This window comes from Bradyrhizobium sp. SZCCHNRI2009, from assembly GCF_032485115.1.
Taxonomy (GTDB): Bacteria; Pseudomonadota; Alphaproteobacteria; order Rhizobiales; family Xanthobacteraceae; genus Bradyrhizobium.
Genome location: NZ_JAUEUH010000001.1, coordinates 911,624 through 923,182 on the forward strand (window position 1 = coordinate 911,624; position 11,559 = coordinate 923,182).

Here is an 11,559-nt window from a genome sequence, read left to right on the forward strand (position 1 = left end):
AACCGGTGTACAAAACCGGTGCACATCAATCATGAGCCTGAGAAAAACCTACGTGGCCAAGCGCAAGGATTCTGCCCAAGCCCAGTTTCGGATGCGGGTGCCAACACGTGTTCTAGATCGCGTCCGAGGTCGTCGCGCCATTCTCCCTCTTGGCGACCTCACGGTCACCACCACCATTGGCAATGTTGTCAGCTTCTCGCTCCGGACGAGTGACCCCAAGCTGACGCAGCGTCGCGAGAGGGCCGCCCGAGAGGCGCTCCAAAACATCTTCGATGCCGCGGAGCAGGGGCCGCAACGGCTGGACCACCGTCAGCTCGTTGCTCTGTCTGGCGATGTCTATAGGCTATACATCGAGATTTTCGAGCGGGACCCGGGAACCTCATTTCAGTGGGCGGCTCACAAGGCCTTCCATCGGGCCGCTATGGAGGGCCGACTCCAGGTGTCGGGCGTCACACCCGGTCGCATCGATGACGGTGAGGTCGACCTGGCTGCGGCCACCTTCGGCCATGATCTCACCGCCGGCGTGAATGCTCTGCCTCCTGGCGAACCGGACGGGGCGCTCGAGGCACGCTTCGGCATGCTCGCCGATTGGGTGCTCGCGCAACGCGGCCTCGAACTGGATCAGGAAACCCGGCGGAAGTTCATGATCCAGGTTGCCTCTGCTTCCCTCGACGCCGGCTGGCGCCTGAAACGGGCTGCGCAGGGCGATTATGCGCGCGACCCGAAGGCCGAACGGTTTCCTGTATTCGAGGAGAAGGGAGGCTCTGTGACCCTGCAATCGTTGCTGCAAGGGTGGTGGACAGAAGCCGCAGCGGTGGGGCGCAAGCAATCCACCTATGAAGCCTATTCTGGGACCGTCGAGACGCTCGCGACGTTTTTGAAACACGACGACGCCCGCAGGATCAGCGAGCACGACATTCTGCGGTTCAAGACACACCGTCTCGCAGAAGTGAGTCCGAAGACGGTGAGGGATAAAGACCTCGCCGGACTCAAGAGCCTTTTTCGGTGGGGTGTCTCGAATCGCAAGTTGACCTCCAATCCGGCAGAGAGCGTCACTGTGCTACGGGGGAAACGGCGCCGCTCGCGATCACCGGGCTTCACCGATCATGAGGCGGTCGACATCCTTAGCCGCTCGTTCAACTATCTGCCTGAAGGAAATGAAGGCGCAAATTCTGTTGCCGCCAAGCGCTGGCTACCATGGCTCTGCGCTTACACAGGTGCTCGCATCGGCGAGTTGGCACAGCTTCGAAAGCAAGACGTCTTTCAAGAGGCTGAAACGTGGTGCCTACGGATTACTCCAGAGGCAGGGACGGTAAAGACGGATCAAGTTCGCGTCGTGCCGGTCCACCAGCACCTGATCGACCAGGGATTCCTCGATTTTGTTAAAGGGCGCCGCGAGGGTCCTCTGTTCGCGGACAAGACGCGCGGAGATGGAAAGCCGGTCGGCGCAGAAAGTCTTGTCAACCGCTTGCGGGACTGGGTTCGCGCTATTGTCCCGGATCGGGACGTGCAGCCGAATCATGCTTGGCGCCATCGGCTAAAAACGCAATTCCGCGATCTCCGCATTGAGCAACGTGTTGCGGATGTGATCCAAGGCTGGTCGGAAGAGGACTCGAACAACGCCGGAAGTGGATATGGTGAGGTCAGCCTGAAGGCCAAGGCAGACGCGATCGCGACCATTCCGCGTTACCAGGTCAAGGCGGTTTCGGACGAGGCACATCGGCACGCGGTTCTTGCCGGACCGATGTCGTAGGTCTGCGTGCAATTCGTTCTGCCGCGCTCGCTTGATAATCGGGATGGTGATGGCCGTAGACGCGCTCCAGCACCTCTGCAGTCATTCCCAGATAGCCAGCTGCGTCCCAGATGCTGGTCCCGTTTTGCATCAACCAGGTCGCTGCGGTGTGACGCAATGTATGTGGCACGACGGAACCGATTGATGTATCGATCCTCGCCAGCTCAACGACCTTTCGGAAAGCCTTCTTGATCGAAGCGACGGGACGTCCGTTGAATTCGACGAAGCGCTCGCTTGCAATACCCGCGCGCACCCATCGTCGAAGATGCGCCAGCAGGCGTGGCGGTATGGGAGCCGTGGTTTGACGCTTCTTGGTCGCCTTTTTCCCGATCGCCTTTCGATAGAGAATGCCGCGCTCCAAATCCACGAACGAGTGTCCCGGGACTTGTCGATGAGAAGCTGAGGCGATTGTGCCCGCACGGCTGCCGGTATAGCAGCCGAGGAGGAGAAAACGAGCGACGTGACGGAGGGGCCGCCGCTCGGTCACGACCTTCTGTCCGTTCCTACGGCCGACATGAATGGTTTGAACCTCGCGATACCGATACGCCGCCCAGATCATGCGAGCCACCTCGGAGCGGGTCAGCCATCGGTCTCGTGGTTCACCGCGATCGGGAAGCCATAAACTGACGTTACCGTAGTGGAGATTTTCTCTCGAATGATGATTGATGGCGGCCCGCATGACCTCAAGGTCGCGGCGAGCGCCACCTTCTCCGCCGCCTTTATAGATCCGGTGTTTGACATAAGCCTTTGCGGCCGGTGTGTTGATTCCAGCCAGGGTTAAATCGCCCCAATAGTCATTGAGACGGCTGACGTGTTGTATCAGAGCGCGCATCTTTATGGTCAGCACGGTCTGAGAACATTTCGGATCGAACTGATCCTCCAGGTAGACGGCCAGCACGTCAGCAATTGGAATCTGATCGATATCCCTGGAGCGCCGCTCTCCGTTCAGGTGAACAGTCGGCAAAGTGGCTGAGCTGCCCACTTCGTTACACAGATATTGTCTAATCTTTGCCCGCAACGATGCCCTTGATCTTGCTCCGTGCGCCCTCTCAAAAGGAGAGACCGATCCGCCAGGAGAGCCGATGGGCTTTATACCTTGATTTCCAGGTGAATTCGGCCCTGCCGTCTGTCTACGGCAGAGTCGCCGCATATTCTCGATGTCTCCCAGTGTTGTGTAGTATTTTCCCGCGATCAGTTCATAGCCAAGGCGCCCGCGGGTTATCTCGCAGCGCAGGCCAGAGAGCGTCATGGAGCCGTCTGGAAAAGCTAGGCCTGCAGCGACATCCAGCCTCAGCGGAGTCGTCGAATCGACGTTACGCAGCTCGTTCGCTTCAATCTGGGCCGGCTTCTTTGTCATTTCGAGCGCCTATGAATTGCTGCCGCTCATGGTCTGCCCAACGGGACGTTCGGCAGACCAGCCGGCCGACCACCCGATTGTCGTGAATCCCCATTTGCATATCAATTTGCATTATCGTGGATCACGTAACGCAGTCGCCTATTGCGAGTGCGAAAGCCACTGCCTTCAGGTGTATTCAGTCTCACTGTCGTGAGCACGCCAGTTCATCGACTCATCGATGCGTCGCTGTACCAGGGTCGCCAGAGCTTCCGGATCATGCGAACCACCGTTAATATGAATCGCGACATTTCCGGGCACCGAGCGCGCATCCCCTGCACCGACTCCAGACGTCGTTGCTGGAGGTACGTTCTTCACCGTGTCGGCCGGTATCGGAATCTTGTCCAACCAAGGCTTTTTTCCTGTCCATTCGAAGTGCATGGGATCACGGTAGCGTCGCGACCAGTCGCCTCCCCACGACAAGCCGTGCTTGGCAGCCATGTCGCGGACGTTGGCCGGCATGTCGGTGCCGCCGTACTGCGGGTTAGCCGCCGGGTTGATATCGATCGCGTTGCCGTAGGCATGCTGAGACCAACCGGATGCGCCCTTCTTCTTGCGCGGGCTGTATCCTCCTAGCGACTTGATCTTGTAGCCCGAGGCTTCGAGTTCATCGACAAATCCTTTGAAGGACTCCGCCGCAGCGGCGTTGACTGTGAACCTCTTGCCGGTGGCAGTGGCGATTGAGACTTGGTTTTCGCCAATACCGCCATACTGACCGTGCATGAAGTTGGCTGCACCCTTAATCCCGAGCTTCTCAGCCAGGCCGGCCGAAGCGCCGGGCGTGATGTTGGAGCTACCAGACTGGCCTTCAGCCATCTGGCTCATGAATTTGCCGACACCGCCGACCCAATGCTTATTCAGTCCATTCGGATCGTTCGCGGCTCCAATCGGCGCGTAGATGTGGCCCATACGACCGAGATCGCCACGAGCCCTGGACCAGTTTTTGGCGACAACCGAAGCCGTCTTCTCAATACCGGTATCGAGGCTACCAAACCGCATCTTGCCGGACGACGTCATGAGACCACCGGGGTTGTTCCAGTTCAGGTTCTTACCCTGACCAGTCTCATGGGCCATTATGCCCGCCAAAAGCGCAGGACTGATGCCGTTCGCCTTCGCTGCGGATACGACCTGATCGTACTTGTCTGCCATCGCAGTGCCAGCGAACACCCGGGCGAATGCCGACCTGTTTAGGCCGTTTGCCATGCTGCCACCCGTTCCGGAGAACGAAGGCACTCGATCACGGCGGATTATGCCGTCAGACCCAATACCAAAATTCGGCAGGATGTTGCCGGGCGTGCTCTTAAACAGAGCAGTCGGACTGGCGCCACCAAGTGCCGGCTGGATTGGAACGGTCGATACACCCGAACTACCAGAGAGGAACGAAGAACGCTCGACGATGGCACCATACTTTGCAAGCTGATCCTTCAACTCATCGACGGCAGAGGACGTTCTGCGTCGACCGGAAAACTCAGTCGGTGTACCGTTCTTGTCCTTGCCCTGTTCTTTCCTGAGGCGCTTCTCTCGCTCCCGTTTGAACTCCTCCTGCAGCGCTTTGAAATCTTCAGGGCTGTTGTCCGGCCTGCCATCCCCATAGAGCAGCATGCCAAGCCAGCCGGCCAATGGAGCAGCTGCACGGCCGGCCACCTTTGGGGCTGCCTTCTTGACGACTTCCTTACCGGGGATCAAACCAGCGACCCATTCGACCCACTTGCCGATGCGCCATAGGAACGCGGTGACGGCTCCAAGCACCGTGGCCAGCGGTGCGAGGAAGCGAAGCACCAGCGTGAAGCCGAGCAGTTCAGTCGCGAACTTCGCTACTGCCTTGGTGTCACCGACCTTGACGCCCGCAATCTTCGCGACACTGGTAAACACGTCATCGATGGTGGACCAGACGGCCTTGATCCCTTCGGCAATACCCTGGCCTATCTCGCCGTACTTCTTGGCATCCCCTGCGGACGCGCCACCGAAAGCATCATCAAGAAGTCGTCTCCAAGAGCCGTATCCGAATCCGGTACGGATGCCAGCAACGAAGTTGCGGACGTTCTCGGTCATTCGGCTGTAGTCGAATGCGTTGCTGACGTCGCGGAACCAATCGCTGATTTCTTCGAACGCATCAGTGAATCCGCCGCCGACATGCTCGAATGCCAGCGCGAAACCCTGAACGATGCTGCTCCACCGACCTTGGAGCGAGTTGGTTTTGAGCTTCGACGCTTCAGCGATCTTGTCTGTCTTTTGTTCAACGGCTTTCCGGGTTGAGATGATCTGATCGACGGCGTTCCCGATCTGCAAGATTTCGTCGTCCCAAGACTCGCCTCCAAGCAGCCGAGCAACATGGGTTCTCTTCTGGTCGGAAAGCGACTTCATGCGGTTGAACATGTCGATCAGAAGATTCATGGGGTCATCGGCCGCGCGTCTCGACATTGCAGACTTGCTGCCAAGCCCTAGCAGTCTCGCTGCCTGATCCAGATCCTTCGCCTTCTGACCTCTCGCGCTGCTGCCACCGACCAACGTTGAAATCAGGTTACTGATCGCGTTGCCGGCTTTGCCAGGTTGCACGCCGCTGGAAATGGCGACCGACAAGAGGGTTGCAAGATCACGTTCGTTGAGCTTGCTCATCGAAAGGGCCGCGTTGCCTTTTTTGAAGCCCTGGACAATTTCATCAGGATCGGCGGCTGTTTCTGCGGCTGCTACGCCGATCGCGTTCATCATGGCAAGCACGCGCTTCGGGTCCACGTTCCTGACATCTCCGCCGAAAATGGTGGCCACCTTACCGCTGAGCTTGATCAGTTGGTTGACGTCCAACTCAAGCGCAGACGTCGCCTCTAGAGCACCCTGCGTGATCTGGCGAGCAGCGCCCCTGCCGAATCCCGCCTTCAGCGACTCGGTGAAGCTGTCGATGATCTTGCTGGCGGACTCGCCGAACTTGATAGAGGACTTATCGATCCAGTCCCTCCGCTCGTTCTTGATTTCATCGCGGCTAAGGTCACCGAAAATGGAGGCCTTCACCTCACTCAGATCGGATTGCATGCGGCGCTTTAGGGCCGCTCCGATGCCGCCGGCCGTGGCTACGCCACCGATCGCGAGTTGGCGGGCAGTCGGTCCGGGAATGCGGCCAACACCACCATATCCAAATCGACCACCGCCGCCATGTCCGGCCGATCGTTCGGCTCTGCGCTCTGCAGCAACGCGACGCTCGACTTGACGCAGATAGCCGGCTTCCATCCGCTCAAGTGACTGAAACATGCGGCGAGTATCGCTGACACGCTGATCGGCCGCCTTGCGCCAGTCGTCAGACATGGAGCGGGCGGCAGACTTTCCGGTGTTCGCAAGACCTCGCATCTGTTGCGCGGCTGCCTGCGCTGCCCGGTTAAAGCCGTCCATTGAAGACAGGCCGGCGCGTCCCACGCCAGATAGCTGATTGTTGATCCGCTTAGTGATGTTTTCGAACTGCTTAAAGTCCGCGATCACTCGTTTGAGGACCGGCGACATCTCATTGACGGCGGTCAGTCGGGCGTGGATATCGAGGTTTTCTGCCATCGTGTTTTTCTTGCTTGGTGTTGACACGTCCAAGTGATAGGACGCGAAAAATGACCTTTTAGGATGCGCTATCAAAGACGCGATCTATCAAAGGGGGGTACTTTGAGTTCGGCCGTGGGTCGGAAACAAGGTCCTTTTGTCGGCGGCTAGTCGGCGCTGGCTTCTCAATGCCGGCGGCATGTCGTCATAAAAGTTTCGACTCCGCCCCGCCGTTTCCAGTGCTGGGAAACCGTTTGGACACCTGAGCAGGCATGGCCTTGGTGACCAAGGCGGCGGATCGCATCATGCGACCAACGTATCATGCGAAGCCTGGTGGGTACGAACGCAGATGGTGGCGGAGGTGCGTCAGCGACAAACACCGCACCTAGGCGGAGAGGCAAGCCACCATGCTGAGATCGCGCATACCGATCGCGGACAGCATGCACCGACGCGAGCAACCGGAATCACGACGCGATGCAGCCGGTGGCGTGGCCCCCACCAGATAATGCAAGCAAGACCACTGGCGATGCAGCGGGCGGTGTGGTGCAGCCGGTGGGCACCGAATGCAGCTAGGAGCCTCGCCCATACGCCAGGGGCGGCAGCCTGAGTGACGGAGAGCACGACAGCCGGAACCATCGCGAGCGCCCCGCAAGCCAAGGCAGGAAGAATCTCATCCGGGAGGCAAGATTCCTGTTGCGCTCGCCTCCCCGCTTAAAATACAAAACGGACTAACGGTCGTTAGTCGGTTTTGTATTTGGAGCAGTGGTAATGAGAATCGTTACTTACGTCCGCGTTTCAACAGCGAAGCAGGGCCGCAGCGGACTCGGCCTTGAGGCGCAGAAGGCAGCTATCCAGGAATTTGCCCGAACGAGCGGCGCTAGGATCATTGGGGAATACAGAGAGGTTGAGAGCGGAAAGGCCAACGATAGACCGCAACTCAAAGCCGCCTTGCATCATGCCAAGATCACAGGTGCAACGCTGGTGATCGCTAAGCTTGATCGGCTATCCCGGTCCGCTTCGTTCACCATGACCCTGCGGGATAGCGGCGCGAAGTTCGTTTGCTGCGACATGCCGGACGCCAACGATCTGACTATTGGCGTTCTGGCGATAGTTGCACAACAGGAGCGCGACGCAACTTCAAAGCGGACCAAAGACGCGCTCCAAATGGCTCGCAAGCGCATTGCGGAGACTGGCCAACGTGGTCATGCGCAGATTAAGCGGCTTGGTAACCCGAATGGCGCAGCGGCCTTGAGGCGCGCCGGAAAGGGCAATGAGGCTGCCATTACCAAGGTGAAAGCTGAAGCGGACAAGCACGCCAGCGATCTGGCGGAAGTTGTTCAGGATATCCGCGCTGGCGGTTCGGTTACGCTGGCAGCAATCGCCAGTGAATTGAACAACCGCGAGATGGTGACGCCGCGTGGTGGCCGCTGGCATGCATCGTCTGTCCGCAACCTATTGCAGCGCATTGAGCAGGCTGCTTAGCGGAAAGCCTTGCAGTGATCGCCGCTGGTAAAAGTACCAGACGGGCAGGCCGCGCTCTTGATCTTCGGATAGGCGCGAGGCGTGTCACGGTGCAGCGCCTCGCAGAAGACACCTGGACCTACATATCCCGTAGGGCAGCTGCCAGTTCGCGGGATGCGGTTCCGACCATCGTGAGTCGGGTCCGGATACGGCCCCGCCATTGCCGGTCTATCAGCATGGCGAGGGAGAGCATTGCCGCAATCGGTTTCATCTTTCCTCCGGTGTCATCGGGCAGAGGGGGCGGAGGCGCAGGCGACGAGAGCCACCGCGCTGGAGAGTCGCGTGTCTCATCAATCACCTACGCCTCCAGCGAACGACGGTCTCCGGAGGCCCCCGTCAGCTCAGCTTGCGCGTCAGGCATCCGCCTCCGCTTCGATCTCTGCCAGCTTCGTCAGTGCTGCGTCCAGCGCGGCTTCCTCTGCGGCGGCGTCCCGGACCCGGTTCAGCGCCACGCGAGCGGCCTCAACCTCCTGTCGGGCCGCCTCAAGAGCACGACGCCGTTCAAAGTCCTGGATAGCTCTGGCACGCTCTGCCCGAACATCGGACGGGACGCTTTCGATCAGGTCGGCGGCGGCACGAACCGACCGTGGGCGGCGGAATGTGTAATTCGTCATTTCATTTTCCTTGGCGACGGGTTGTCGCAACTGCATCCATGTGAGCCCGGGTGACGGTGCCGGCTGCATAGCGCTCGCGGACCGCGTTCCAGTCGGCCGGCAACGCCTGCTTGCGCGACGCGGCCACGGCGGCCCGCATCTGCATGGTCAGATTGCCGGCTGGTGGAACATCGGGCCTGTCTGTATCGAGGGGGCGGAATGCTGCCGGCATCGCTGCCCGTAGTGCAGCGGCGTAGTGAGCCGGGGAGAGGGCGCCTTTACCTGGAAGTATTATCAAGCCCTCGTCGCTTAAGACGGCCCCTGCCAAATCAACAACTGCCTGTCGGACCGCGTCTGCGGTGGGCTTAAATCCCTGTTTTCTTGCTGCATCGACTACCAGCGATTCCAGACCATGTGACATGCCAGTCATGCCGGGACCTTGGATGTAGCCGCTTGTTCCTGAGCCGACAGCGCATGCAAGATGGTGCGGCGGACCCAAGTTGAGCGGCTGATGAGTTCTTTACGAGCATGCTGGTCGATCGCGTCGACGAGCGGCTTGGGGACGATAACGCCAATGTGGCGGTTGTCCTCGAAGCGGACTTCGGAGTTAGACATTTTCTTTCCTATGGTAGAGCGGGATGGACGTGAAGAGACCTCACGCGGAATGGAGGTCCCGCGAATACGTATCGGCGTGAGATGCTGAGGAGGAGGGACGGCCGGCGAAACGGCCGCGCCATGGCCAGATATGCGAAAGGCTGCCAGCGCTTTCACATCTGGCAGCCTTTTGGCGACTTAGTTTCATTATGCACGAATATACGCCTCGCGTCAAATCCAGGATTCTAAAATGCAAACCGTTGCATCCGCTTTCACAGAAATCTAGCGAATTGCACGGATTTGCAGAATTCGCGCAAAGACCTTGAATCCTAGAGTGACTCGAGGAATTCGCTCCGATCCAAAATTCACCTATACTTTTAGGCTCGGCAATGAGCGGCCTCCGGAAGAGGCGAACGGCAGGATCCAACCGAGGTTTAGTTCGCCCTGTTGAAGGCTCAACCCTGGTTGATTTAGTTCGATCGATACTAGCTATCGCACGCCTCGACCTTCATCTCCTCGCGCCCCAGAGCCTGTATGCTGGCCCTAGAGCGCTTTGAACGAGCCGGCCGGTGGTCGGACCGTGAAGCCCCGAGAGAACGCACCGGTGAGGCCCGCAGGGGCCGGGCTGACCGGCTTCCGAATACGAAAATCCCGTGGAGACCGGCTGCCCGTTCAGATAGCGACGGTCCGACGCGCCAAGACGCGGCGATGACGCTCCTCCATCGTCTCTCCCGGTAAGTCGTACTCATCCGTCCAGCGCCGTTTTGCGAGCCAGTTGGCCGGATAGCTGACGAACCGGCGGCGGTCCGGATCCCTCACGTCCCTGCGGACATCTGGACTTTGCGCATATCGCCTCATTCCATTGATGATGTCCTTGAACTCGACTGTGTCAGATCGCTCGATGCGCTCAAGCTCAGAGATCGCGGCGTCCTTTCCAACCTTGCGGGGAACCACGTTCCAGAACTGCTCTCTGTAATCGTCCGGCCATTGCGCTGTCTTCCGGCGATTCGACTGTGCTGCCTGCTCATCGAGCGTCTGGTTGTCGTTGCTTGCCTGTCGTTGCCGCCCTCTGAGCTGACATTCCAAGCCAAAGCCAGCCGGTACACGCCGACGCGAAGCGTTCGGGACCGTGTTAGGTTCACTGTGTTCTTTCTCTGAGTTCAGTTCACCGTGTTCGTCGGTCATCAGTGACCGATCTGCTAAGTCTCCAGTGACCGACCGGCTACCGTCTGCATGACCGATCGTTACGTCATCGTTGACCGAGCGCTCGGTCACTGGTGACTGATCGTCATCGAGCTTGGTGATCCACTGCTCACCTCTCTGGAACTCGAGTTCGACCTGACTGCTCGTTTTCAGACCCTTGAAGGATTTGGCGTAAGCTTTCAGGAAGCCGGCTGCATCGAGCCGTTTGAATGAACGTTGGACGGTTGAAACCGAGACGCCGATCTCAGCGGCGATCGTCGCATGAGACGGATTGCACTGACCGGTCTGGTTGTTGCGATGGCCGATCAGAGCCACCATGACGAGCAGGTCTACTTGCTCCAAGAGCTTCTTGTGTTTTTTTCCTTTGGCCTCCTCTTTCGCTTGTGCCTTTGTCAGAGCAAAGAGCAGGTCTAACCGCTCGGTGGGCGAGACGTAGAATTTGCTTTTGCCGTTGTGTTTCTTGCGGTTTTCGGGCATGGTTGTGATTGTTCGATCTAAGCAGGTTGGACCAAGGATAGGTGAGATTCGAAGCCCATGGCGCGCCAACGCCATGGGCTTTTTAGTTAGTGGTCACTCGCGGTAGTCTGGAGCCGTTGCAGACGCTCCTCTATGGCCTGCCTCACGAACTCTGACCTGCCCTGACGTAGGTTCAGGCGTGCTTCATCCAACGCCGCCAGTTGGTGCGCCGACAGCCTGAACCCGATGTAGGGGCGTGCCGTGTCGGGATCGTAAAAGAGACGGCTCATGGTTCCTCCAAAACGAAAAACGCCCAGGCGGGATTGCCCAGGCGGGGACGGGGTGACGAAAAAAGCCCCACTTGTGGCGGGGGCCTTCCTCAGCGAATGTGTATAGCGATGTGGTGGTCCAGTAGCACAAACCGGGAACGTTGTCAAATATTTGCCTGCCCGGCCGTATTCGCGATGGACGTGCGGATCATCAGAGCCGCC

At 58.9% G+C, this 11,559-nt stretch carries 9 protein-coding genes; 2 read left to right on the plus strand and 7 right to left on the minus strand.

The genetic code is table 11. The features are described 5' to 3' along the window. The first annotated feature begins 31 nt into the window (after positions 1 to 31). Positions 32 to 1,753, plus strand: coding sequence for a phage integrase N-terminal SAM-like domain-containing protein (locus QX041_RS04130; protein WP_316164537.1), 1,722 nt, complete (start codon positions 32 to 34; stop codon positions 1,751 to 1,753). On the opposite strand, the gene QX041_RS04135 is transcribed toward QX041_RS04130, so the two are convergent. Continuing rightward, complete coding sequence (locus QX041_RS04135; RefSeq protein WP_316164538.1) at positions 1,695 to 3,149, minus strand: site-specific integrase; 1,455 nt, start codon at positions 3,147 to 3,149, stop codon at positions 1,695 to 1,697. The genes QX041_RS04130 and QX041_RS04135 overlap by 59 nt on opposite strands. Before the next feature lie 165 nt (positions 3,150 to 3,314). Beyond that, positions 3,315 to 6,722: a phage tail tape measure protein gene (locus tag QX041_RS04140; protein WP_316164539.1), complete on the minus strand. Its 3,408-nt coding sequence runs from the start codon at positions 6,720 to 6,722 to the stop codon at positions 3,315 to 3,317. A 747-nt stretch (positions 6,723 to 7,469) separates the two neighbouring features. Here QX041_RS04140 and QX041_RS04145 point away from each other — a divergent pair. Continuing rightward, positions 7,470 to 8,183, plus strand: coding sequence for a recombinase family protein (locus QX041_RS04145; RefSeq protein WP_316164540.1), 714 nt, complete (start codon positions 7,470 to 7,472; stop codon positions 8,181 to 8,183). A 392-nt stretch (positions 8,184 to 8,575) separates the two neighbouring features. On the opposite strand, the gene QX041_RS04150 is transcribed toward QX041_RS04145, so the two are convergent. The 5 genes from QX041_RS04150 to QX041_RS34355 all read right to left on the minus strand — a co-directional run bounded on the left by QX041_RS04150 (position 8,576) and on the right by QX041_RS34355 (position 11,358). Beyond that, positions 8,576 to 8,836: a hypothetical protein gene (locus QX041_RS04150; RefSeq protein WP_316164541.1), complete on the minus strand. Its 261-nt coding sequence runs from the start codon at positions 8,834 to 8,836 to the stop codon at positions 8,576 to 8,578. A 1-nt stretch (position 8,837) separates the two neighbouring features. Continuing rightward, positions 8,838 to 9,236 (minus strand): hypothetical protein, encoded by a 399-nt coding sequence (locus tag QX041_RS04155; RefSeq protein WP_316164542.1) that lies wholly within the window; start codon positions 9,234 to 9,236, stop codon positions 8,838 to 8,840. A 5-nt stretch (positions 9,237 to 9,241) separates the two neighbouring features. Then, a complete protein-coding gene (locus tag QX041_RS04160) occupies positions 9,242 to 9,430 on the minus strand; it encodes a hypothetical protein (protein WP_316164543.1) in 189 nt (62 codons plus the stop codon). Between the two features lie 651 nt (positions 9,431 to 10,081). Next, positions 10,082 to 11,089, minus strand: coding sequence for a helix-turn-helix domain-containing protein (locus tag QX041_RS04165; RefSeq protein WP_316164544.1), 1,008 nt, complete (start codon positions 11,087 to 11,089; stop codon positions 10,082 to 10,084). Positions 11,090 to 11,175: 86 nt separating this feature from the next. Then, positions 11,176 to 11,358 (minus strand): ribbon-helix-helix protein, CopG family, encoded by a 183-nt coding sequence (locus QX041_RS34355; protein ID WP_410051848.1) that lies wholly within the window; start codon positions 11,356 to 11,358, stop codon positions 11,176 to 11,178. Between the last annotated feature and the right edge of the window lie 201 nt (positions 11,359 to 11,559).

What these genes read in the sequence shown, in the direction of transcription:
- QX041_RS04130 (WP_316164537.1), top strand. Translation starts at nt 32, where the DNA reads ATGAGCCTGAGAAAAACCTACGTGGCCAAGCGCAAGGATTCTGCCCAA.
- QX041_RS04135 (WP_316164538.1), bottom strand. Translation starts at nt 3,149, where the DNA reads ATGACAAAGAAGCCGGCCCAGATTGAAGCGAACGAGCTGCGTAACGTC.
- QX041_RS04140 (WP_316164539.1), bottom strand. Translation starts at nt 6,722, where the DNA reads ATGGCAGAAAACCTCGATATCCACGCCCGACTGACCGCCGTCAATGAG.
- QX041_RS04145 (WP_316164540.1), top strand. Translation starts at nt 7,470, where the DNA reads ATGAGAATCGTTACTTACGTCCGCGTTTCAACAGCGAAGCAGGGCCGC.
- QX041_RS04150 (WP_316164541.1), bottom strand. Translation starts at nt 8,836, where the DNA reads ATGACGAATTACACATTCCGCCGCCCACGGTCGGTTCGTGCCGCCGCC.
- QX041_RS04155 (WP_316164542.1), bottom strand. Translation starts at nt 9,236, where the DNA reads ATGTCACATGGTCTGGAATCGCTGGTAGTCGATGCAGCAAGAAAACAG.
- QX041_RS04160 (WP_316164543.1), bottom strand. Translation starts at nt 9,430, where the DNA reads ATGTCTAACTCCGAAGTCCGCTTCGAGGACAACCGCCACATTGGCGTT.
- QX041_RS04165 (WP_316164544.1), bottom strand. Translation starts at nt 11,089, where the DNA reads ATGCCCGAAAACCGCAAGAAACACAACGGCAAAAGCAAATTCTACGTC.
- QX041_RS34355 (WP_410051848.1), bottom strand. Translation starts at nt 11,358, where the DNA reads ATGAGCCGTCTCTTTTACGATCCCGACACGGCACGCCCCTACATCGGG.